Here is a 23,788-nt window from a genome sequence, read left to right on the forward strand (position 1 = left end):
GAAAAAGAGCGAGTTACTGAATGTTAAATTGGATTCGTTCTGGCGCACCGTGGATATGGCTAACAGGCGGTGCGGTCAGCATCAGTTTGTTATCGGTGTTAGGGTTATTGCTCCTCATTGGTTGGAAAGGATTAACCTATTTCTGGCCTGCGCCATTGTATCAATGGAACGTAACGTCGTTGACGCCGGTGCAAGGTGAAGTGCTGCATGAAAACACCATTTTGATTGGCCAAATTTACGAGCGTAGCTTTGTTCCGAGAAGCTATCTTCCAGTGGATGCCGTCAAGAAGTTAGACGAAGATGAGGACTTCGCGACTCGATTGAACATCAAAATTGCGAATCGCGAGTTATATCCGGCCGATTTTATTTCCGTATTGCAGATGCAGCTGGATGAGCCAACCACACCCAAAGAGTGGGCGGTGATTGAGCGCAGCAGCGGCGGATACTTTTTTGGTAAGCTGGTGGCGTTTCAAGATGGCGACAAGCTCTATCAAACTGATATCCAAACGGTGTTGAACAAAAAGCTTGATGACGCAGAAACGCTGCGCCACGAGATTGATTCTTTGGTCGTCGACCAACTGAAAGACCTGGGTTGGAAGCTTGAGCAATTGCGTTTAGACAAGCGCAAACATGAGCTCAACAATACCCTAACGGAAGATTTTTTAGCGCAGAACTTGCAACAAAAAGAGCAAGTGGAACAAGAGCTGGCGAAGTTGGACTTACAACTGGATGGCTTGCGTTTACAGCTTTCTGGCTATGCACTAATTGTTGAGGACATGACGGGTTCTCATGTTTCGATTCCCCTTGAAGACATATTGGACTACTGGTACCCAAACCAAATGTCGTTACCTGACAAAGTGATGCATTGGGGTAAACAGGTCTGGAAATTCTTATCCGAAGATCCAAGAGAATCGAACTCTGAGGGCGGCGTTTTTCCTGCAATATTCGGAACCGTTTTCTTGGTGCTTATCATGTCGATTATCGTGATGCCGCTTGGGGTGGTTGCTGCGATTTACTTGCATGAATACGCGAAGAACAATGCACTTACGCGAATTATTCGAATTGCGGTCATCAACTTGGCGGGGGTTCCTTCGATCGTGTATGGCGTGTTCGGGTTGGGTTTCTTTGTCTATACCATCGGAGCCTCCATCGATAACGTGTTTTATGCCGAGCGATTGCCTGCGCCAACTTTTGGTACGCCGGGTTTGTTGTGGTCGGCTTTGACGCTAGCAGTATTAACACTGCCCGTGGTTATTGTTACGACAGAGGAAGGCTTAACACGTATTCCGAGCTCAGTACGCCACGGTTCTTTGGCGCTTGGCGCGACGCAATTTGAAACGTTGTGGCGCGTGGTATTACCAATGGCAACGCCTGCAATTATCACTGGTTTGATTCTGGCGATTGCGCGTGCCGCAGGGGAAGTCGCGCCACTAATGCTAGTGGGGGTTGTGAAATTGGCGTCCAGTTTGCCTGTTGATGGTCAGTTCCCTTACGTGCATTTGGACAGAAAGTTCATGCACTTAGGTTTTCATATTTACGACGTTGGATTTCAAACCTCCAACATTGAAGCGGCGCGCCCGCTGGTGTATGCCACTTCCTTCTTGCTCGTTACCGTGATTGTCGGACTAAACTTAACAGCAATCAGCATTCGCAATAATTTACGAGAAAAATACAGAACGTTAGGACAAGATTAAGTATGTTTAATTTCGATAATACATTAGGTTATGAGCCACCACTGGACGTCCATAACTTAACGGATGAACAAACGGCGATCTCGATAGAGAACCTTAATCTTTTCTACGGTCAAGCGCAGGCATTACACGATATTTCGATGCGTATCCCAAAAGGGCGAGTGACAGCATTTATCGGCCCGTCTGGTTGTGGTAAATCGACATTGTTGCGCTGTATCAATCGTATGAACGACTTGGTGGAAGGATGTAAAGTCACCGGAAAAGTTCGTTTGCACGGTAAGAACGTCTATCACCCGAATGTCGATGTAGCAACGCTTAGGCGTCGCGTTGGAATGGTTTTTCAGCGTCCCAACCCATTTCCTAAGTCGATTTATGAGAATGTGGTTTATGGCTTACGCTTACAAGGTGTTAAGAACAGTCGCACATTAGATGATGCGGTTGAACGTTCGCTTCGCTCTGCTGCGTTGTGGGATGAAGTGAAAGATAGATTGCACGAAAACGCATTTGGACTTTCGGGTGGTCAGCAGCAACGTTTAGTTATTGCGCGTGCTGTAGCAATTGAACCAGAAGTGCTGTTATTGGATGAGCCAACATCGGCACTGGATCCAATATCAACTTTAACTATTGAAGAACTTATCAACGAGCTTAAGACTCAATATACTGTCGTGATCGTTACCCACAACATGCAGCAAGCCGCGCGAGTGAGTGACCACACCGCATTCATTCACATGGGTAAGTTGATTGAATACTCCGACGCAGACTCAATCTTCACATCGCCAATGAAGAAACAGACAGAAGACTACATTACTGGTCGATACGGCTAAGGCTCGATCAAACACGGAATAAGGAAAATCATGCACTTTGGACGTCATATTTCAGGACAATTTAACGTAGAGCTAGAATCGATTCGTACTCATGTGTTAACCATGGGTGGCTTGGTGGAACAGCAGCTTTCGTATGCTATTCAAGCCTTGCATAAAGAAGACATTGAGCTCGCGCGAAAGGTTGTGCGTGACGATCATAAAGTGAATGCAATGGAAGTATCGATTGATGACGCGTGTACTCGCATCATCGCCAAACGTCAGCCGACTGCGAAAGATTTGCGCCTGATTATGGCGATCATCAAGACCATTACTGATCTTGAACGCATTGGGGATGTCGCGACACGCATTGCTTATGTCGCTATCGAAAGCCCGTCATCGAAAGAACGCCAATTCCAAGTTTCATTAGAACCTCTCTGCCGTCAGGCGATTCAAATGTTGCATCAGGTTTTGGATGCATTCGCTCGTATGGATGTTGAAGCCGCCGCAGAGGTTCACAAACTCGATGATAAGCTGGATGCCGAATACGAAGCGGTGATCCGTCAGCTCATGACCTACATGATGGAAGACCCAAAAAATATTCCGCATATTCTTCAGGTAATGTGGTCTGCTCGCGCTATTGAACGAGTAGGGGATCGTTGCCAAAACATTTGTGAATACATTATTTACTTTGTGAAAGGTAAGGACGTTCGTCACCTTGGTGATCAAAGCATTGATGATGTGTTGAAGTAACGCTTCATATAAATGAAAAAGACCAGCGAACGCTGGTCTTTTGGATCTTAGAAGCCGAGATCAGTACTTATCCGGTACAAACGTTTGATCGTCTATTGGCGCTCTGACGTAGCCCTCTTTATTGATCTCTGGTAACTCAATTGGTGGGTACTCTAGCGCTTTATATTCAATTTGACTGAGTAGATGGCTAATGCAATTTAAGCGCGCTTTTTGTTTTGAATCTGAAGGTACAACCCACCAAGGACAGTTTTTGGTGTCGGTGTAAGCGAACATCTTGTCTTTTGCTTCAGAATACTCCGCCCAGCGGTGTCGAGATTCTAGATCCATAGGGCTGAACTTCCAGCGCTTTATCGGCGTGTTGATGCGCCCTAAGAAGCGTTTTTCCTGCTCCTCGTCGGAGACCGAAAACCAGTACTTGAGCAAAATAATGCCTGAGCGTTGCAGCATTCTCTCGAATTCAGGGCAAGAGCGTAGAAATTCTTCATATTCATCTGGCGTACAAAAGCCCATGACTTTTTCGACGCCAGCTCGGTTATACCAACTGCGGTCAAACAAGACGATTTCACCGGCGGATGGCAGGTGCGCGACATAACGTTGAAAGTACCATTGTGTCTTTTCTTTTTCAGTCGGGGCGGGCAATGCCACTACGCGGCAAACACGGTGATTTAACTTTTCCGTAATTCTCTTAATTACGCCGCCTTTGCCTGCGGCATCACGGCCTTCAAACAGAACGACGACTTTTAGTCCTTTGTGTTTAACCCATTCCTGCAGCTTTACCAATTCGACCTGCAGCTTTTTAAGCTCTTGTTCGTATTCCTTTTTCTTTAGCTTAGACATTATTCGTTCCTCACTCCTTGATGCTCAATATGTTAGCACTCAAAGTAGAAAGTGGGGGTTTCGAATGTGTTATTTGAGAGCTGCTGCGACGTTGGCGATGGCTTGAGTACTGGTAATAGGAATCGCAAAATCATCGACATCTGAAGCGCCCATTTTGCTTTGTTCAGCAATAAAGGTCATTTGGCTAGGGCGTGTGGTCTTGCCTGAAAGATGGATTTCTTGCACGTTCGTGTTTTTGACTAAATCACGGACGTTGTCTGCATTCACTCCCGCCCCGGCCATGATCGCAATGCGTCCTTGGGCTTGCTCCACAAGAGATTTAAGTACGCTCTCGCCTGCTGGTGCAGATGGAGCGAGGCCTGAAGTCAGAATACGTTCGCAACCTAAATGGATAATATCTTCCAACGCTTGTTCTGCTTTGCGACATTGATCAAACGCACGATGAAACGTGATGCCAAGACCCAGTGCTTGTGCAAACTCGCACAATGCGGTGGCAAACGGCATGTGGATATCACCTTCTTGGGTCAGTACGCCTAGCACCACTCCATCTAAACCAGATTGATGGGCGGCTTCGATGTCCCAACGCATCATGTCTAGCTCCTCTTCGTTATAGAAAAAGTCGCCTTGGCGTGGACGAATCATGGCATACACAGGCACAGAAGATTGTTTGGCCGCTTGCTGCATAAAACCGAAGCTTGGCGTTAAGCCACCCAATGCGAGAGATGAGCAAAGCTCAATACGAGTTGCGCCACCAGCAATGGCGTAATGAAGAGATTCAATATTATCAATACAGACTTCTAGATGAGTAACCACTTTGATTCATCCTACTAACGTTACAGTAAGTGTTATGGCTAAGATATTAGCAGGGCCAACAGGCAGAATCTGTATGATGTCGATGGGAAATAGAGGTAAAGTTTTCGCCTAGGTGTTACCTCATTTGAGCACATTTATTGAAGATAAAAGAAAGCCCAGAGCATATACTCTGGGCTTCGATAGGACTTTACTTAGACTGATTGGCGTTTGCGGTTTTCCCGCTATAGCTTTTTGCTTTATATATACATCCAACCATCACACCCGTTGAGCTTGGGTGAAGGTCTATTATTTTTTGCCTAGGTCAGCTGCGTGCTCAGATAGGAACGCTGCAACACCTTTTGGAGATGCGTCCATACCTGCTTTGCCTTCTTCCCATTGTGCAGGACATACTTCGCCGTGCTTCTGGTGGAAGTTTAGAGCATCAACCATACGTAGCATTTCGTCGATGTTACGGCCTAGAGGTAGGTCGTTAACTACTTGGTGACGTACAACGCCTTCTTCGTCGATTAGGAAAGAACCACGGAAAGCAACGCCTGCTTCTGGGTGCTCAACGTCGTAAGCTTTACAGATTTCGTGCTTAACGTCAGCAACTAGTGGGTACTTAACTTGACCGATACCGCCATCTTCGATAGCAGTGTTACGCCATGCGTTGTGAGAGAACTGAGAGTCGATAGAAACACCGATAACTTCAACACCTTTAGCTTGGAAATCAGCTAGACGGTTGTCGAATGCAATTAGCTCAGATGGGCAAACGAAAGTGAAATCTAGTGGGTAGAAGAAAACTACTGCTTTCTTACCTTTAGTGAACTCTGCAAAGTTGAAGTTTTCAACGATTTCACCGTTACCTAGAACAGCTGCTGCAGTAAAATCAGGGGCTTGACGACCTACTAGTACCATTTTTTTGCTCCTAAAAAGTATGGTTAGTTCCAAACCGAATACAGTAATGTCGGTTTGGTCCGTGTTTGTTCGAGACAAACTATAGTACAGATTGTAGTATTGAAAAAAGCGAAATAAATAGATTGAGTTAATCGAAAAAAGCGATAACAACAAAACTATTAACTCGATCACTGGAACAGCGGTAGATACAAATACAATTATGAATAAATGGCCCAGTCTGAAGCAGTTACATTATTTAGTGACACTGCATGAAACTCGACATTTTAGCGAGGCAGCAGAACGCTGCTTTGTCAGTCAATCAACGTTAAGTAAAGGGATTCAGAATCTTGAAGAGTTGATCGGTTGTCCGCTTTACGAAAAGAAAGACAAGAAAAGCCCGTTGGTTTTTACCCAGACGGGAGAAATGGTCGTAAAGCAAGGTCGAGAGCTATTGGCCAAAGGACAAGATTTGGTAGAACTTGGCCGATTATGTCAGGGCGATGATATGAAAGGCCAGTTGAAGGTTGGGTGTATTCCAACGATTGCACCGTTCTTATTGTGTGACCTCGTCCAAGAGGTGAATTATCGATTCCCTCAACTAAATCTTCTATTAAGAGAAGACACCACCACCAATTTGTTGCAAGCGCTGCGCCATGGTGAGTTAGATGTACTGATCTTAGCGTTGCCTGTTGAAATCGATGGCATGGAGAGTCGCGTCGTCGGCAAAGATCCGTTCCGTATGGTGATCAGTGCAAACCAAGTCGATTCGATTCCTGTACCGATTCGTTATGACGATCTGCCGGATGAGTCGGTGTTCCTATTAGAGAAAGAGCATTGTTTAACTGAACATGCAGTTTCAGCTTGTAAGCTGACCGATAAAGAGAAAATTAACCCGTTTACGGCAACCAGCTTACATACCTTGGTGCAGATGGTCGCGAACGGCTTAGGTACCACTTTTATTCCTCAAATGGCAATCGAACACGGCTTGTTACACAACCAAAATTTGGTGGTGATCGACCCTCCTGGCCAGCAAGCGTATCGCGAAATTGGTTTGGTTTGGCGCCCTAGTTCATCAAGAACAAACACTTTTAACCAACTTGCAGATGTGGTTTCCGAACTGCTTTAGCTATTAGTATTAGCCTTTACTTCCTCACTATTTCTCTAAAAGCGCACTGGAAACGGTGCGCTTTCTAGTATTTTATTCTGTCGGTGAACTTTGGCTTGTAAAATTTCACAGCTTTATTTTCGTGAAGCTTTCATAAAATTGTGAAATTTCACAATGTTAATTTTACACAATTGGCTGCGCATTGTGTTTAACCTCCGTTTAAATTCCTTACGCTAGACCTTATGAGTACAAGGTTTTCTCGCTTGCCTCTATATTCATACACCTGTTTTAAATCATATTTCATTGTAAAATTTAATGTAATTTAATTACGTAATAACTTACAAATTGGCATCCAAAATCAGTGCTTTGTTTGGTGCCGAATAAAACTTCGAATTTTGTGTTTTGTTTGTCTAGGGGGTTTCGTTAAACCCTTTGTTGATATAGCTTATTTAAAGGCTGCTAAGACTTATGTCTAGATTGAAAAAGCACTCAGGCTTAAGCAATCTATGAACACGGCCACACAGATTGAACACAAAGTTAAAGGATGTATTTTGTTGTTCATAACTTACAAATGTGGCTTTACGCTGACTGCCCAAGATAGATAAAGCACGTTAAGGATGAATGATTATGCTTGCTCAGACAGAACAAAAAACACAACCATCACAGCAAACCCAAGGCATGCTTGAGGTGACTGGAGCACTTGCTCCGGAGCATCAAGCTATTTTCCCTGTTGAAGCCCAAACCTTTTTATCTCTGCTGTGTGAAAAATTTGCTGGGCGTGTTGAAGAGTTGTTGGAAGCGAGAGAAGAAAAGCAAGCACGCATCGACGCTGGGGAGTTGCCAGACTTCCTGCCTGACACACAAGATATTCGTGAAGGTAGTTGGAAGATCTTAGGTATTCCTCAGGATCTACAAGATCGCCGTGTTGAGATTACAGGCCCAACAGATCGCAAAATGGTGATCAACGCTTTGAATGCAAATGTAAAAGTATTCATGGCGGATTTCGAAGACTCTATGTCGCCAGCTTGGGACAAGGTTCTCGATGGTCAAGTTAACTTGCGAGATGCCGTTAATGGCAACATTAGCTACACCAACCCTGGCAATGGCAAGCATTATCAGCTGGTGGACGACCCAGCGGTGTTGATCTGCCGTGTTCGCGGCCTTCACTTAAAAGAAAAACACGTGACGTGGCACGGTCAGATCATTCCAGGTGCGCTTTTTGATTTCGCACTGTATTTCTACAATAACCACAAAGCATTGCTTCAAAAAGGCAGCGGTCCATATTTCTATCTTCCTAAACTGCAGTCTCATCATGAGGCGAAGTGGTGGAGTGAAGTGTTCCATTTCACAGAAGAATATTTTGGTTTAGAGACTGGCACGATCAAAGCGACCGTGCTGATCGAAACGTTACCAGCTGTGTTTGAGATGGATGAGATTTTGTTCTCACTTAAAGAGCATATCGTAGGGCTGAATTGTGGTCGTTGGGATTACATTTTCAGTTACATCAAAACACTGAAGAAACACCCAGATCGTGTTCTGCCGGATCGCCAAGTCGTCACCATGGACAAACCATTTTTGAACGCCTATTCGCGTTTGTTGGTTCGTACTTGTCACAAGCGTGGTGCTTTCGCGATGGGAGGAATGGCCGCCTTTATTCCCGCGAAAGACCCGCAAGAAAACCAGAAAGTGTTGGATAAAATTCACAACGATAAATCACTTGAGGCGAATAACGGTCACGACGGTACGTGGGTTGCCCACCCGGGTCTAGCCGATACTGCTATGGAAGTATTCAGTGCGGCACTTGGAGAGCGAACAAATCAACTAGATGTTAGTCGCTCCGAAGATGCGCCAATTACCGCAGCCGAGTTGCTAGAACCGTGTGACGGTGAACGTACAGAAGAAGGCATGCGCCACAACATTCGCGTTGCGCTGCAATACATCGAAGCTTGGATTTCTGGAAACGGCTGTGTACCAATCTACGGATTAATGGAAGATGCTGCGACTGCTGAGATTTCTCGCGCCTCAATCTGGCAATGGATTCAGCACGGTAAGTCACTCGACAATGGTCAACAGGTGACAAAAGCACTGTTCGAAACCTACTTGCAAGAAGAAGTAGAAGTAGTGAAACAAGAAGTGGGCGAAGAACGTTATCAAGCCGGGCGTTTTGAAGAAGCCGCACAATTGATGGCGAAGCTAACAACTAGCGATGAGCTAACCAACTTCTTAACCGTCCCTGGTTATGACTACCTGGACTAAGAATTCTTAACTGTAATACCAATAACGTGAAAACTTTCGAGGCAGATAGGGATGTACTGCCTGAGAACGGAAACTCAACGCACAAACAAAAGTGCAAATAATAAAGAGGGATAGACCAATGACATTGACTCGCCGCCAACAAATTGAAGCTCTGGAAAAAGACTGGGCAACGAATCCACGCTGGAAAAACGTAAAGCGTACGTATACTGCAGAAGAAGTCGTAGAACTGCGTGGCTCGATGGTACCTGCAAATACAATCGCACAACGTGGTGCTGATAAGCTGTGGTCACTGGTCAACGGCAGTGCGAAAAAAGGTTATGTAAACTGTCTTGGTGCACTGACAGGTGGTCAAGCCGTACAACAAGCGAAAGCGGGTATCGAAGCGATTTACCTATCAGGCTGGCAGGTAGCGGCAGATAACAACACTGCATCGACTATGTACCCGGATCAGTCGCTATACCCAGTGGACTCAGTGCCTTCAGTGGTTAAGCGCATCAACAACTCTTTCCGTCGTGCTGACCAAATTCAGTGGGCGAATGGCAAGTCTCCTGAAGATGAAGGTGGTATTGATTACTTCCTACCAATCGTAGCGGACGCAGAGGCGGGCTTTGGTGGCGTGCTAAACGCATATGAACTGATGAAGTCGATGATCGAAGCCGGTGCCGCTGGTGTTCACTTTGAAGACCAACTCGCTTCGGTTAAAAAATGTGGTCACATGGGCGGTAAAGTACTGGTTCCGACGCAAGAAGCGGTACAAAAACTGGTAGCTGCGCGTCTTGCTGCAGACGTCTCTGGCACAACAACGCTAGTTATTGCACGTACTGATGCGAACGCGGCAGACCTGCTAACTTCAGATTGCGACCCATACGATAAAGACTTTATTGAAGGTGAGCGTACTCAAGAAGGCTTCTACCGTGTACGTGCAGGTATCGACCAAGCGATTTCTCGTGGTTTGGCTTACGCACCATATGCAGACTTGATTTGGTGTGAAACTGCGACGCCGTGTCTAGAAGAGGCGCGTAAGTTCGCAGAAGCGATTCATGCTGAGTATCCAGATCAGCTGCTTGCATACAACTGTTCGCCATCGTTCAACTGGGAGAAAAATCTCGATGCAGAAACCATTGCGAAGTTCCAGCAAGAGCTTTCAGACATGGGCTACAAGTACCAGTTCATCACGCTAGCGGGTATCCACAACATGTGGTTTAACATGTTTGAATTGGCACACGCTTATGCGCAAGGTGAAGGTATGCGTCATTATGTTGAGAAAGTTCAACGTCCTGAATTCCAAGCAGCAGAGAAAGGCTACACCTTTGTGGCTCACCAACAAGAAGTGGGTACAGGTTACTTCGATAGAATGACGAACACCATCCAAGGTGGTAACTCATCTGTCACTGCGCTTACCGGTTCGACCGAAGAAGACCAATTCTAATTGGCACTGCAACACTTCCTTAATCAGCGTCAGTAATGGCATATTTTGAGCGGCATCCCGGCCGCTCTTTTTTCGTCTTTATAACGCTTCTTCATCCGGTTCAATTTCTTCCGGCTCAACCTCTTCTTGCAGTTCAAGCAAGTTGATCGCGATCGTAACGAAGTCCGTGTCAGTAATGATTCCAACCAGATGCCCTTTATGCACGATAGGCAAGCAGCCCACTTTGTGCTTTTGCATGTAAATGGCGCTCTCTTTTAGACCCGCTCTTGGCTCTGCAGTCATGATGTTAGTGTGCATCATTTCGTAGAGAGGCGTATCGAGGGTAAAAGATTGTTCAGCGTCATCTGGGTGCAAACAGGATTCTTGAGCAGCAAGAATATCACGTTGAGTCACCAAGCCTTGTAAGTGATGATTGGCGTCAACAACCGGAATATGTCGAATATCCAACGCGTCCATCATGCTCTTTGCATCGCGCAAGGTATGCGTGCGTAGCAAGGTATGAGGGTTGCGAGTCATCATGTCTTCAACCTTGATCATAGAGACCTCCAGCGGCATTGTCCTTTCTTTAAATATAGAGAATATTTTGCCGTATATCTGGGAGCCAACTCGTTTTTCATCAATTAAATAGCACAATGTTCTTGCGCCTCTTTTTTACTGCGTAATCTGTGTGTTATCGATGTTTTTATTAGTTTGAATAAGTCGGTTTGCGTGCGAGTCAGTTGGCATTTTTGATTGATATTGAATGTGTACCCAAGGTAATCCAATGAATTGAATCGCACATTTTTATTCGTTGGATTTTCCAAGATTCGTCTCTCGAAGAAGATACGCTCAGGCTTACCAAATTGAAGACGATTATGTACAAAAAATTATTTGCACTGATGGCTGCTGCAATGAGTGTCCAATCCGCTCAGGCCATCGTTTTGGGCAGTGTGGAGTCAAACCCTGCAGATCGCGTTGCGATTCGAGCCAGTAACATGGCGGAATTTCAAAACTGTGGCGGCACTATGGTCACTGACCAGTGGGTAATGACTGCGGCCCACTGTGTCGTAATGGGGCAAGGTTCGAACGAAGCGAGCTATTACGTTACCCAACCGGGTGAACTGTCTATCACTGCTCGTGTACATAATCTTCACGATACGAGTATCGACAACTACTACACCGTTTCGCATGTCGTCGTGCATCCAAACTACACTCGTATCTCGAAAGCGGATGTTGACAGCAAGGGGAATGTGAAGCCTATTCAAACGGCGCTCGATAATGACATTGCGCTGCTTTACCTTACTCGCCCAGTTACTGGGGTGAATGTGGCTGACCTCGCCACGAAAGAAGACATGATCAGCATTGAGGCACGATTAGCTGCGGATTGGAACGATAACTACGACACCAACCAGCGAACTGAAAATGTTCAGGTTTATGGATGGGGAACAACAACGCCAATGGCATCGGAGGCTTCTCCTTTGTTACAAACCACTCAGATCGGTTTTCTTCCGATAGACAAGTGTTATGAGCGTCTGGAAATTGGCAATAGCTATCCGGGGTTGATTAACTCTAGAAACAACGCGACTAAGATCTGTACAGTGCCCACATTCAATAGGATTTTAGAGCCAAGCAGCAGCACTCAATATGGTAACTCTGCTTGTAAAGGGGACAGCGGTGGCCCGCTGCTGGACATTGCGACAGGCAAGCAAATTGGGGTCGTGAGTGGTGGTCCTTTGGTATTGCCGACTTGTGGCTCGCTGACCATTCCAAGTTTTTATACGAAGGTCAGTAACTACTACGATTGGGTTCAGTCTTACATTACTGCCGACACACCACCAAACCGTTACATCACTGAACCAAATTTTATCATCAATGCTAGAGAAGAAGCAGGCAAAGAGTGTCACGATGGTATTGCAACCAATAATTGTGATTTCAAAGGTTCCGATGACGATGGCGGCAGTCTAAATCTCTGGTTGTTGGCTCTGTTCGCTCCTTTAGCATGGTGGCGCAGACGCGAAGCGTAATAACGTTAACGATGTTGAAAGAAACGAGCAGCCCACGTCGCTGCTCGTTTTATTGTTAGGTTGGCGCTGTATTAATGACGATGAGTGCGTCGTCAAAATGAATGTCCTTACGCCATGTAAGAATATTGCCAAGTGATCGCGGATTTTCATGTTTTATTACACTCTTCACCATGGCTTTTACAGCGATATTCTGGGGATTTGCTTGCTATTGCAGCATGTAAACATATACTAGTCTGCTGCGAAAAACTCGTCGCAATTTAATCGTCTTCTTTGACGTGATTTGACCAATATATAAGACAAGTAACATGCAAGTATCAGATTTCCATTTCGACCTTCCAGATGAACTCATCGCTCGTTACCCTCAACCAGAGCGTACCGCAAGCCGACTACTACAAATGGACGGCAATACTGGCGAGCTTATAGATGGCACATTTACCGATGTGTTAAACCAAGTTCAAGCTGGTGACTTAGTGGTTTTCAATAATACTCGTGTTATTCCAGCGCGTATGTTTGGTCGTAAAGAATCTGGCGGTAAGTTAGAGGTGCTAGTGGAGCGCATGCTAGATGAGAAAAGCATTCTTGCGCACGTTCGCTGCTCTAAATCACCAAAACCAGGTACTACCATTATTGTGGGTGAGAATGACGAATACTCAGCGGAAATGGTGGCTCGTCACGACGCTCTATTTGAACTGAAATTTAACTCTGATAAGACGGTATTAGAAATCCTTGAAGAAATTGGCCACATGCCACTTCCTCCATACATTGACCGCCCAGATGAAGACGCAGATAAAGAGCGTTACCAAACCGTATATAACCAAAAACCAGGCGCAGTAGCAGCACCTACGGCTGGCCTGCACTTTGATGACGTTCTTTTAGATAAGATCAAAGCCAAAGGCGCTGAGTTCGCTTACGTTACACTACACGTCGGTGCAGGTACGTTCCAACCCGTAAAAGTGGATAACATCAACGATCACCACATGCATGCAGAGTATGTAGAAGTACCGCAAGAAGTGGTGGATGCCATCAATGCAACCAAAGCTCGCGGTGGTCGCATCATCGCAGTGGGTACAACATCAGTACGTTCACTCGAAAGTGCAGCGCAAGATGCATTGAAGAAAGGCTCAGAGTTGGTTCCATTCTTCGGCGATACTGAAATTTTTATCTACCCTGGTTACGAATACCAGCTGGTGGATTGCTTGATCACGAACTTCCACTTACCAGAATCAACATTGATCATGTTGGTGAGTGCGTTTGCTGGCTACGAGAACACCATGAATGCTTACAAGCATGCGGTGGAAAACAAATACCGCTTCTTCTCGTACGGTGACTCAATGTTCATCAAAAAGAAAACGATTTAGTAAAAAATAAGATTTACGAGTGCTAGCAGTAAGCTAGGAAATAAAGCATTCATTGCTTTGTCTCTCGCAAGGAAAAGCGACCGCTCCTTAAGTAGGGCAGAGCCCTAAACACTCAGTCAGACTGTTTCTCTGACATTCGGAGGCATCGTGAAATTAAAATTCGATCTTAAGAAGAAAAACGGTAATGCGCGTCGTGGTCAACTGACTTTCGAACGCGGCACTGTCCAAACTCCAGCGTTCATGCCAGTCGGTACCTACGGTACGGTTAAAGGCATGACACCAGAAGAAGTAAAAGGCACAGGGGCAGAAATTCTGCTAGGCAACACGTTCCACTTGTGGCTGCGTCCTGGTCAAGAAGTGATGAAAATGCACGGTGACCTGCACGATTTCATGAACTGGCACGGTCCTATTCTTACCGATTCAGGCGGTTTCCAAGTATTCAGCCTAGGTAAGATGCGTACTATCACAGAGAAAGGTGTTCACTTCCGTAACCCTGTGAATGGCGACAAGATTTTCATGGATGCAGAAAAGTCGATGGAAATTCAAAAAGATCTAGGCTCTGACATCGTAATGATTTTCGACGAGTGTACGCCATACCCTGCGACACATAACGAAGCGAAAAAATCGATGGAAATGTCGCTACGTTGGGCTCAACGCTCACGTGATCACTTCGATAAGCTAGAAAACCCGAACAACCTATTTGGTATTGTTCAAGGTGGTGTTTACGAAGACCTTCGTGATGTATCGGTAAAAGGCCTAACTGAGATCGGTTTTGACGGCTACGCAGTGGGTGGTTTGGCGGTTGGTGAGCCAAAAGAAGACATGCACCGTATTCTTGAGCACACTTGTCCACAACTTCCAGAAGATAAGCCACGCTACCTAATGGGCGTAGGTAAACCGGAAGACTTGGTAGAAGGCGTTCGTCGCGGTATCGACATGTTTGACTGTGTAATGCCTACGCGTAACGCACGTAACGGCCACCTATTTGTGACTGGTGGTGTGATCAAGATCCGTAATGCGAAACATAAAACGGATACAACGCCGTTAGATCCGCATTGTGACTGTTACACTTGTCAGAACTACAGCAAGTCGTACCTTCACCACCTAGAGCGTTGTAACGAAATTCTAGGAGCTCGTCTGAATACGATCCACAACCTGCGTTACTACCAGCGTCTGATGGAAAGCATTCGCAAGGCGATTGATGAAGACCGTTTCGATGAGTTTGTTCAAGAGTTTTACGCTCGTCGTGACCGCGAAGTGCCACCACTAAGCAAAGCTTAAAAGAATTAAAGCCTTTGGCATGTCGCCAGAGGCTTTTGCTAATAAAGTAGGCTAACGCACGTTATTTTTGAGAGAGCGATCTCTATTAGTCACTCTCAGACTTGAATCTAAATTGCGAAAGCCCAACTTGTTGGATTATCAATAAAATATAATGAGGATGTTTTAATGTTTATTTCTCAGGCTCACGCAGCAGCAGAAGGCGCGCCAGCTGGCGGTGGTTTCGAAATGCTAATCATGCTTGGCATGTTCGCAGTGATTTTCTACTTCATGATTTACCGTCCACAAGCGAAACGTGTTAAAGAACACAAGAACCTAATGTCTTCTATGGGCAAAGGTGACGAAGTTCTGACCAGCGGCGGTCTAGTGGGTAAAATCACTAAAATCGCTGAAGACAACGACTACATTTCAATTGAGCTTAACGCGAACAATGAAGTTGTAATCAAGAAAGACTTCATCACTGCAGTGCTGCCAAAAGGTACGCTTAAGTCTCTATAAAACAGCTAAAGGGTCCTCGCTGTGCTAAACCGTTACCCATTATGGAAGTACTTGATGGTGTTTTTTGCCATCATCACCGCTGCATTGTATGCACTTCCAAATATCTACGGTGAAGATCCGGCTATTCAAGTTACAGGGGCGCGTGGCGCCTCTGTAGATATGTCAACGCTGGATGCTGTCACCACTGCTCTTGATAAAGAGCATCTCTCTCATAAATCCATTGCTCTCGAGAATGGATCAATTCTTGTTCGTTTCAACGACACTGATACTCAAATTAGTGCTCGTGATGTCATCAGCGAAGCGCTTGGCAAAGACAAAATTGTTGCACTTAACCTTGCTCCTTCTACTCCAGATTGGCTAGAAGCAATTGGTGCGTCGCCACTTAAACTAGGTCTTGACCTACGTGGTGGTGTTCACTTCTTGATGGAAGTGGATATGGACGCAGCAATGGAAAAGCTTGTTGGTCAACAAGAGGAAGCTTTCCGTAGTGAACTTCGTGACGCTAAGATTCGTTACCGTGCAATCCGTCCTTCTGGCAAAGAAGGGGTGGAAGTACTGCTACGTGACGAAGAGCAACTGGCTGAAGCGAAGCGCACGCTAACGAAGAATCATCCTGACATGAACTTTGTCGAGTCTGATTCGAATGGTCGTTACGCTCTTATCGCCACTTTTACTGAGCAACGTTTGCAAGAGATTCGTAACTACGCTGTAGAACAAAACATCACGATTCTACGTAACCGTGTAAACGAGCTGGGTGTTGCTGAGCCGCTTGTGCAACGTCAAGGCGCTAGCCGCATCGTTGTTGAGCTGCCAGGTGTTCAAGATACTGCTCGTGCGAAAGAAATTCTCGGTGCTACGGCAACCCTTGAATTCCGTGAAGTTGATGATAAAGCTGATTTAGCAGCGGCGGCGAATGGCCGTGCACCTGCGGGCAGTGAAATCAAACAAGATCGCGATGGTCGTCCTGTTGTACTTAAAAAGCGTGTCATCCTAAGCGGCGCTAGCATCACGGATGCAAGTTCTAGTGTGGATGAATACGGTCGCCCTCAAGTTAACATCTCGCTAGACAGCGAGGGTGGTAACAAGATGTCGGCGTTCTCAAAGAAAAACATTGGTAAATTAATGGCTACCGTGTTTGCTGAGTACAAAGACAGCGGTCGTAAAACGCCTGAAGGCAAAGTTATCCTGACTAAGCACGAAGAAGTGATTAACCAAGCAACGATTCAATCTGCACTTGGCCGTAACTTCCGTATTACAGGTATCGACTCTGCTGCTGAAGCGCACAACCTCGCACTTCTATTACGTGCTGGTGCACTTATCGCACCGATCTCTATCGTTGAAGAACGTACCATTGGTCCGTCAATGGGTCAGCAAAACATCGACATGGGTATCCAAGCGTGTGTTTGGGGTATGGTAGCTGTAATGCTATTTACTCTGCTTTACTACCGCGGCTTTGGTCTGATTGCCAATATTGCGTTGATGGCTAACTTAGTGTTGATCATTGGTGTGATGTCGATGATTCCAGGGGCAACGATGACGCTGCCAGGTATTGCCGGTATCGTATTGACTGTGGGTATGGCCGTCGATGCTAACGTACTGATCTTTGAACGTATCCGTGAAGAGCTGCGAGATGGACGTAGTCCACAACAAGCGATTCACCAAGGTTACGCCAACGCATTTAGTACCATTGCCGATGCGAACATCACGACGCTTATCACTGCAATCATTCTGTTTGCTGTTGGTACAGGTGCAGTGAAAGGTTTCGCAGTTACTCTATCTATCGGTATCTTAACTTCAATGTTCACCGCCATCATTGGTACACGTTGTATCGTGAACCTACTGTACGGTGGCAAACGCGTTGATAAATTGTCGATCTAAGGCTGGGAATTAATATGTTTCAAATTCTAAAAGCAGAGAAGTCGATCGGCTTTATGCGTTGGTCAAAAGTGGCGTTCGTATTCTCAATCTTCATGATTGCCGCTTCTATCTTCACATTATCAACCAAATGGCTGAACTGGGGTCTAGATTTCACGGGCGGTACGCTAATCGAAGTTGGCTTTGAAAAACCAGCTAACCTTGAAGAAATCCGTACAGCACTTGATGCAAAAGGTTTCGGAGATGCGACAGTACAGAACTTTGGTAGTGCTCGCGATGTGATGGTGCGTCTTCGTCCTCGTGACGACGTTTCTGGCGAAACGCTAGGTAACCAAATCATCGGTGCGATCAAAGAAGGTACTGGTGAAAGCGTAGAAATGCGCCGTATCGAGTTTGTTGGTCCAAACGTTGGTGATGAACTAACTGAAGCCGGCGGTCTGGCGATCCTAGTGTCGCTCATCTGTATCCTGATTTACGTATCAATGCGATTTGAATGGCGTCTAGCGGCAGGTGCTGTAATGGCGTTGGCGCACGATATTATTATCACGCTGGGTGTATTCTCATTCCTACAGATTGAAGTGGACCTAACTATCGTGGCTGCGTTGCTAACGGTTGTTGGTTACTCGCTCAACGATACCATCGTAGTATTCGACCGTATTCGTGAAAATTTCCGCAAGATGCGTAAAGGTGATCCTGCGGACATCATGGATGCTTCGATTACACAGACATTGAGCCGTACGTTGATTACTTCTGGTACAACGTTGTTTGTAGTTATTGCACTGTTTGTACAGGGCGGGGCAATGATCCACGGCTTTGCAACGGCACTGTTGTTAGGTATCACGGTTGGTACTTACTCTTCTATCTACGTAGCATCTGCACTTGCTCTAAAACTGGGTATCCAGAAAGAGCACTTGATGCCACCGCAAGTAGAAAAAGAAGGCGCAGAATTCGACGAGATGCCATAAGGCTGATTGAGAATCGAAAACAAAAACCGCTGAACTCTCAGCGGTTTTTTTGTATCTAGACGTTGAGCAAAGAAGTAGAGTGTCTGGCGGACATCAAGTTTTTATAATCTAGCCCAAGTTTTTAGAATCTAAACAATGTGGGTCTGGATACAAAAAAGCCCCGCTCAACGAGCGGGGCTTCTTAAAGTCATCAGCGTGACGGGCTAAATTGACTTTTAAATCTTACTTAAGGATCGCGCTGTTACCATTTTCGCGAATATGCTTAAGCATAGATTTCACGCCACGAGCGCTTGAAGCAACAATGTTACCAGACTTCATGTACTCAGTGCCGCCAGCAAAGTCAGTTAGGATTGCGCCAGCTTCACGAGCAATAAGCTCACCTGCAGCCATATCCCAAGGTTTTAGACCTAGCTCGAAGTAACCATCAACACGGCCAGCAGCCACGTAACATAGGTCAAGAGCTGCAGAGCCGCTACGACGGAAGTCAGCACATTCAGTGAATAGAGAACCAACGATCTTAATGTAAGACTCTGAGTGTTGCTTCTGCTTGAATGGGAAACCTGTTGCTAGAACAGTACCTTGAAGGTCTTTCAGCGGAGTAACACGAATACGTGCACTGTTTAGCTGAGCACCAGCACCGCGTTGTGCAGTAAATAGTTCGTTTTGCATTGGATCGTAAACACAAGCAACTTCAGTTTTGCCTTTGATACGAACAGCGATAGAAACCGCGAAGTGTGGGTAACCTTTTACAAAGTTAGTAGTGCCATCCAGTGGGTCGATGATCCATTGTACGTCTTTATCTTTACCTTCGATAAGACCTTGTTCTTCAGCAACGATGCAGTGCTCTGGGTAAGACTGCTTGATAGTATCGATGATGATGTATTCTGCTTCTTTGTCTACGTTAGTGACAAAGTCATTAGTGCCTTTAAGTGTAGATTCTACTTTATCAGTGTTTTCTAATGATTTAGCAATATGATTGCCTGCTTTTCGCGCAGCGCGAATAGCAATGTTTAGCATTGGATGCATACAAATTTCCCAACGGATGTTAAAGAACGAATAAAAGCGGCGGCGAGTATACCAAAGATAAACGAAAAAGGAAGTGGTTATTTTTTAGACGTTAATGAATGGTGTCATCTTTGATATCGCGTCATACAACACAACAATTGATGAGAATGCGAATAGAAGTCAGCTTCTCCCTAGGGTGTGTTAAAAAACTATGGTAACATCCTGCGGTTTTAATTTAGGTAGCAATCATAGATGTTGGATCAAGTAAAAGTCGTACTCGTAGGTACCTCACATTCTGGCAATATTGGCTCAGCAGCCCGAGCAATGAAGGTGATGGGGTTAAGCCAACTTGTATTGGTCGATCCACAATGTGAAGTGGATGAACAAACGCTAGCACTGGCCGCTGGTGCCGCTGATATCGCTCAGAATGCTCAAGTCGTAAGCACACTGGAAGAAGCTATTGAAGACTGTGGTCTTGTGGTAGGTTCAAGTGCTCGCTCTCGCACATTAGAATGGCCAATGCTTGAGCCACGTGAATGTGGTGAAAAGTTTGCAGTTGAAGGCCAAAAACATCCGGTAGCTTTAGTGTTTGGGCGTGAAAGAACAGGCCTAACTAACGAAGAGCTACAAAAGTGTCACTATCATGTATGCATTCCTGCTAACCCTGAATACAGTTCCCTGAACTTAGCGATGGCGGTTCAAACGCTAAGCTATGAAGTTCGTGTTGCTCATCTTAATCTTGAGCAGAAACAATTCTCACCAGTTGAAGTCGAAGAGTATCCTCGTCATAAAGAGCTAGAAATGTTCTTTGACCATCTTGAAAAGGTCATCGTAGAGACCCAGTTTATAAACAAAGAACAACCTGGCCAGGTGATGAATAAGTTGCGTCGTCTTTTCTCTCGAGCACGACCAGAGACTCAAGAGTTGAATATTCTTCGCGGTATTTTGACCTCGATTGAAAAGAAGCTCTGAATAAAGAAATAACCTTTTTAGGTGTAAGGATGAATACTTGAGTAATTTAGTCAAATAAATACTTGACCATTTTACTCGGGTATGGAAAAATCTTAACCATTACAAACCATGTGGATACGGTGTGGTATGAAACTTACATCTAAAGGAAGATATGCGGTGACAGCCATGCTGGATGTGGCACTGCATTCGCAACAAAACCCTGTACCTCTTGCTGATATTTCAGAACGTCAGGGGATCTCGCTCTCTTACTTAGAGCAGCTTTTTTCTAAATTGCGTAAAGCAGGTCTCGTTGCCAGCGTTCGTGGTCCTGGTGGTGGTTACCGACTTGGTGCCGACGCACATAGTATCGCTATCGGTACTGTGATTGCGGCCGTTGATGAGTCAGTTGACGCAACCAAATGTCAGGGCAAAGGAGATTGCCAAGGCGGGACTCGTTGCTTAACTCATACGCTATGGCGTGACCTAAGTTCTCGCATTAGTGACTTCTTGAATAACATCACTCTTGGTGAGTTGATGACAGACAATGAAGTGCTAGAAATTTCTGATCGTCAGGATATTGATCTGGCGGTAACTCATGGGCTTTCAAACAAAAATACAACCGCCGCGCCCATCGGTGTAAACGTCCGCTCTTAGCGGTCAGCATTTTACATTGGAGTAGAGAATGAAACTGCCGATTTATCTTGATTATTCCGCTACATGTCCAGTTGATCCACGTGTTGCTGAAAAAATGGTTCAGTACATGACAATGGATGGCACATTTGGCAACCCAGCTTCACGTTCGCACCGTTACGGCTGGCAGGCAGAAGAAGCGGTAGATACTGCTCGTGAGCAAATTGCTGACCTTCTAAATGCAGATCCTCGCGAAATCGTATTCACATCTGGTGCGACAGAGTCTGACAACCTTGCGATTAAAGGTGCTGCGCACTTTTACTCGAAAAAAGGCAAACACGTAATCACGTGTAAAACAGAGCATAAAGCGGTTCTTGACCCATGTCGTCAACTGGAACGTGAAGGCTTTGAAGTGACTTACCTAGAGCCAGAATCAAACGGCCTTATCGATCTTGAGAAGCTGAAAGCGGCAATGCGCGATGACACCGTGCTTGTGTCTATTATGCACGTAAACAACGAAATCGGTGTAATTCAAGACATCGCAGCCATCGGCGAATTATGTCGTGAGCGCAAGATCGTGTTCCACGTGGATGCAGCTCAGTCTGCTGGTAAATTGCCAATCGACGTTCAAGAAATGAAAGTTGATTTGATTTCATTGTCAGCACACAAAGTCTACGGTCCTAAAGGTATCGGTGCACTTTACGTACGTCGTAAACCTCGTATCCGCCTTGAAGCACAAATGCACGGCGGCGGTCACGAGCGTGGTTTCCGTTCTGGTACGTTAGCAACTCACCAAATCGTAGGCATGGGTGAAGCTTTCCGCATTGCAAAAGAAGAGATGCAGAAAGATTACGACCACGCACTAGCACTTCGTAACCGCCTTCTTAATGGTGTGAAAGACCTTGAAGCGGTAACAGTGAACGGTGACCTAGAGCAGCGTGTACCACAAAACCTAAACATCAGTTTTGCTTTCGTAGAAGGTGAATCTCTGCTGATGTCGCTAAAAGATCTAGCGGTATCTTCAGGTAGTGCATGTACTTCTGCGAGTCTAGAGCCTTCTTACGTACTTCGTGCCCTAGGCATGGATGATGAATTGGCTCACAGCTCGGTTCGTTTCTCATTCGGTCGTTTCACGACAGAAGAAGAAATTGATTACGCAATTGAACAAATCCGCGTTGCAGTGACTAAGCTACGCGACATGTCTCCTCTATGGGATATGTACAAGGAAGGGGTTGATCTGAGCACTGTTGAATGGGCTCACCATTAATCTCACGGACTGAATAGAGGATTCGAGGTAATTTATCATGGCATACAGCGAAAAAGTAATTGATCACTACGAGAACCCGCGTAACGTTGGTTCATTTGACAAAGAAGACCCATCAGTAGGTAGCGGCATGGTTGGCGCTCCAGCTTGTGGTGACGTAATGAAACTGCAAATTAAAGTGACACCGGAAGGTATCATCGAAGATGCGAAGTTCAAAACTTACGGTTGTGGTAGTGCAATCGCGTCAAGCTCACTAGTAACAGAGTGGGTAAAAGGCAAATCAATTGATGAAGCGGCTGCAATTAAGAACTCTGAAATTGCAGAAGAGCTAGAACTTCCACCTGTGAAAGTTCACTGTTCAATTCTTGCTGAAGATGCAATCAAAGCAGCGGTTGCTGACTACAAGAAAAAACACCAAGAATAATTATTCCGTAATATAATGGGAGCCTTTAACGCTCCCATTCCAATCGTAATTTAGACAGACTAAGGTGCAGTATGGCCATCACAATGACAGAAACAGCGGCAAGTCGCGTAAAAGCATTCCTAGATAACCGAGGCAAAGGTATCGGTTTACGTCTTGGAGTGAAGACGACAGGTTGTTCCGGCATGGCTTACGTACTTGAGTTTGTTGACGAGCTAAACGAAGAAGATGAAGTGTTTGATTTCTCAGGCGTGAAAATCATCATCGACAAGAAAAGCTTGGTGTACTTAGACGGTACCGAATTGGATTACGTGAAAGAAGGGTTGAATGAAGGTTTTGAATTCAACAACCCTAATGCAAAAAGTGAATGTGGTTGTGGTGAAAGCTTCAACGTCTAATTGATTGTCCTTCTGGGCAAGCGAGTCCGGAAGGCTTTACTAGGACCCGATCTTAATGAATCACTTTGAATTATTTGGGCTACCAAGTCAGTTTCAGCTGGATGGTAGCCTTCTTTCTTCTAAGTTCCGAGAACTACAAAAACGCTTCCACCCGGACAACTTTGCTACCGCCTCTGAGCGAGACCGCTTGATGTCGGTGCAAAAGGCTGCGCAAATTAACGATGCGTACCAAGTCCTCAAACATCCTATCTCTCGTGCGGAGTACATCTTGGCAGAGCAGGGAATGGAAATCCGTGGTGAGCAACAAACCATGCAAGATCCGATGTTCCTGATGGAACAAATGGAACTGCGCGAAGAACTAGAAGATATTGCTGACTGCTCTGATCCTGAATCGGCGCTTTTTGACTTCGATTCTAAGGTCAGCAAAATGTATAAGCAGCATTTGGCAAGCGTTGAGCAAGAGCTTAACGATGGTCTTTGGGCTGAAGCCGCAGACCGAGTTCGTAAATTGAAATTCATTGCCAAACTAAAGAACGAAATTGAACTGGTCGAAGATAAGCTTCTCGGCTAGTTAGCGTGACA

The 23,788-nt window shown here is 45.6% G+C and carries 23 protein-coding genes; 18 read left to right on the top strand and 5 right to left on the bottom strand.

Going from position 1 to position 23,788, the window contains the following annotated elements; genetic code table 11:
• Positions 1-20 precede the first annotated feature (20 nt).
• The 3 genes from pstA to phoU are packed head-to-tail and all read left to right on the top strand — an operon-like array spanning position 21 to position 3,244.
• A complete protein-coding gene (gene pstA / locus ACYJZR_RS02730) occupies positions 21-1,694 on the top strand; it encodes a phosphate ABC transporter permease PstA (protein ID WP_020904187.1) in 1,674 nt (557 codons plus the stop codon).
• A 2-nt stretch (positions 1,695-1,696) separates the two neighbouring features.
• Positions 1,697-2,515 (top strand): phosphate ABC transporter ATP-binding protein PstB, encoded by an 819-nt coding sequence (gene pstB, locus ACYJZR_RS02735; protein ID WP_005460191.1) that lies wholly within the window; start codon positions 1,697-1,699, stop codon positions 2,513-2,515.
• A 30-nt stretch (positions 2,516-2,545) separates the two neighbouring features.
• A complete protein-coding gene (gene phoU, locus ACYJZR_RS02740) occupies positions 2,546-3,244 on the top strand; it encodes a phosphate signaling complex protein PhoU (RefSeq protein WP_005440349.1) in 699 nt (232 codons plus the stop codon).
• Between the two features lie 60 nt (positions 3,245-3,304).
• Here the strand turns inward: phoU and ppk2 are convergent, their stop codons facing one another.
• The 3 genes from ppk2 to ACYJZR_RS02755 all read right to left on the bottom strand — a co-directional run bounded on the left by ppk2 (position 3,305) and on the right by ACYJZR_RS02755 (position 5,791).
• Positions 3,305-4,081 carry a polyphosphate kinase 2 gene (gene ppk2 / locus ACYJZR_RS02745; RefSeq protein ID WP_005460167.1) on the bottom strand — a complete coding sequence of 259 codons (777 nt, stop codon included), beginning with the start codon at positions 4,079-4,081 and terminating at the stop codon, positions 3,305-3,307.
• Between the two features lie 69 nt (positions 4,082-4,150).
• The gene (locus ACYJZR_RS02750; RefSeq protein ID WP_406966295.1) at positions 4,151-4,894 is read right to left on the bottom strand and encodes a copper homeostasis protein CutC; all 744 of its coding nucleotides are present in this window, start codon (positions 4,892-4,894) and stop codon (positions 4,151-4,153) included.
• A 285-nt stretch (positions 4,895-5,179) separates the two neighbouring features.
• Positions 5,180-5,791, bottom strand: coding sequence for a peroxiredoxin C (locus ACYJZR_RS02755; protein WP_005381738.1), 612 nt, complete (start codon positions 5,789-5,791; stop codon positions 5,180-5,182).
• Positions 5,792-5,990: 199 nt separating this feature from the next.
• Between ACYJZR_RS02755 and ACYJZR_RS02760 the strand changes: the two genes are divergently transcribed.
• The 3 genes from ACYJZR_RS02760 (at position 5,991) to aceA (ending at position 10,560) form a co-directional block, all read left to right on the top strand.
• Positions 5,991-6,896: a hydrogen peroxide-inducible genes activator gene (locus ACYJZR_RS02760; protein WP_005460156.1), complete on the top strand. Its 906-nt coding sequence runs from the start codon at positions 5,991-5,993 to the stop codon at positions 6,894-6,896.
• A gap of 606 nt (positions 6,897-7,502) precedes the next feature.
• The gene (gene aceB, locus ACYJZR_RS02765; protein ID WP_021823035.1) at positions 7,503-9,131 is read left to right on the top strand and encodes a malate synthase A; all 1,629 of its coding nucleotides are present in this window, start codon (positions 7,503-7,505) and stop codon (positions 9,129-9,131) included.
• Positions 9,132-9,249: 118 nt separating this feature from the next.
• Entirely contained in the window at positions 9,250-10,560 is a 1,311-nt protein-coding gene (aceA, locus tag ACYJZR_RS02770; RefSeq protein WP_005460165.1) for an isocitrate lyase, read from the top strand.
• Between the two features lie 78 nt (positions 10,561-10,638).
• On the opposite strand, the gene ACYJZR_RS02775 is transcribed toward aceA, so the two are convergent.
• A complete protein-coding gene (locus ACYJZR_RS02775; RefSeq protein ID WP_005460159.1) occupies positions 10,639-11,097 on the bottom strand; it encodes a CBS domain-containing protein in 459 nt (152 codons plus the stop codon).
• Between the two features lie 317 nt (positions 11,098-11,414).
• Between ACYJZR_RS02775 and ACYJZR_RS02780 the strand changes: the two genes are divergently transcribed.
• The 6 genes from ACYJZR_RS02780 to secF all read left to right on the top strand — a co-directional run bounded on the left by ACYJZR_RS02780 (position 11,415) and on the right by secF (position 18,537).
• On the top strand, positions 11,415-12,563 hold the full coding sequence (locus tag ACYJZR_RS02780) for a trypsin-like serine protease (protein ID WP_248377712.1): 1,149 nt from the start codon (positions 11,415-11,417) through the stop codon (positions 12,561-12,563).
• Between the two features lie 305 nt (positions 12,564-12,868).
• A complete protein-coding gene (gene queA / locus ACYJZR_RS02785; protein WP_005483764.1) occupies positions 12,869-13,921 on the top strand; it encodes a tRNA preQ1(34) S-adenosylmethionine ribosyltransferase-isomerase QueA in 1,053 nt (350 codons plus the stop codon).
• Positions 13,922-14,068: 147 nt separating this feature from the next.
• The gene (gene tgt, locus ACYJZR_RS02790) at positions 14,069-15,202 is read left to right on the top strand and encodes a tRNA guanosine(34) transglycosylase Tgt (protein WP_005460199.1); all 1,134 of its coding nucleotides are present in this window, start codon (positions 14,069-14,071) and stop codon (positions 15,200-15,202) included.
• Positions 15,203-15,367: 165 nt separating this feature from the next.
• On the top strand, positions 15,368-15,697 hold the full coding sequence (gene yajC / locus ACYJZR_RS02795) for a preprotein translocase subunit YajC (RefSeq protein WP_005460204.1): 330 nt from the start codon (positions 15,368-15,370) through the stop codon (positions 15,695-15,697).
• 21 nt (positions 15,698-15,718) lie between these two features.
• Positions 15,719-17,575 (top strand): protein translocase subunit SecD, encoded by a 1,857-nt coding sequence (gene secD, locus ACYJZR_RS02800; RefSeq protein WP_005460193.1) that lies wholly within the window; start codon positions 15,719-15,721, stop codon positions 17,573-17,575.
• A gap of 14 nt (positions 17,576-17,589) precedes the next feature.
• Positions 17,590-18,537: a protein translocase subunit SecF gene (secF, locus tag ACYJZR_RS02805; RefSeq protein ID WP_005460198.1), complete on the top strand. Its 948-nt coding sequence runs from the start codon at positions 17,590-17,592 to the stop codon at positions 18,535-18,537.
• Positions 18,538-18,759: 222 nt separating this feature from the next.
• Here secF and suhB read toward each other — a convergent pair whose 3' ends face one another.
• A complete protein-coding gene (gene suhB, locus ACYJZR_RS02810; RefSeq protein ID WP_005460178.1) occupies positions 18,760-19,563 on the bottom strand; it encodes an inositol-1-monophosphatase in 804 nt (267 codons plus the stop codon).
• 231 nt (positions 19,564-19,794) lie between these two features.
• Between suhB and trmJ the strand changes: the two genes are divergently transcribed.
• The 6 genes from trmJ (at position 19,795) to hscB (ending at position 23,777) form a co-directional block, all read left to right on the top strand.
• A complete protein-coding gene (gene trmJ, locus ACYJZR_RS02815; protein ID WP_005460175.1) occupies positions 19,795-20,514 on the top strand; it encodes a tRNA (cytosine(32)/uridine(32)-2'-O)-methyltransferase TrmJ in 720 nt (239 codons plus the stop codon).
• A 126-nt stretch (positions 20,515-20,640) separates the two neighbouring features.
• Positions 20,641-21,147, top strand: coding sequence for a Fe-S cluster assembly transcriptional regulator IscR (gene iscR, locus ACYJZR_RS02820; protein WP_005381720.1), 507 nt, complete (start codon positions 20,641-20,643; stop codon positions 21,145-21,147).
• Positions 21,148-21,175: 28 nt separating this feature from the next.
• Positions 21,176-22,390: an IscS subfamily cysteine desulfurase gene (locus ACYJZR_RS02825; protein ID WP_005460179.1), complete on the top strand. Its 1,215-nt coding sequence runs from the start codon at positions 21,176-21,178 to the stop codon at positions 22,388-22,390.
• 37 nt (positions 22,391-22,427) lie between these two features.
• Complete coding sequence (gene iscU, locus ACYJZR_RS02830) at positions 22,428-22,811, top strand: Fe-S cluster assembly scaffold IscU (RefSeq protein WP_005483070.1); 384 nt, start codon at positions 22,428-22,430, stop codon at positions 22,809-22,811.
• 71 nt (positions 22,812-22,882) lie between these two features.
• A complete protein-coding gene (gene iscA, locus ACYJZR_RS02835) occupies positions 22,883-23,206 on the top strand; it encodes an iron-sulfur cluster assembly protein IscA (protein ID WP_005482998.1) in 324 nt (107 codons plus the stop codon).
• Between the two features lie 55 nt (positions 23,207-23,261).
• Complete coding sequence (hscB, locus tag ACYJZR_RS02840) at positions 23,262-23,777, top strand: co-chaperone HscB (protein WP_005460241.1); 516 nt, start codon at positions 23,262-23,264, stop codon at positions 23,775-23,777.
• The last annotated feature ends 11 nt before the right edge of the window (positions 23,778-23,788 follow it).

The organism is Vibrio sp. RC2502 (genome assembly GCF_054850435.1).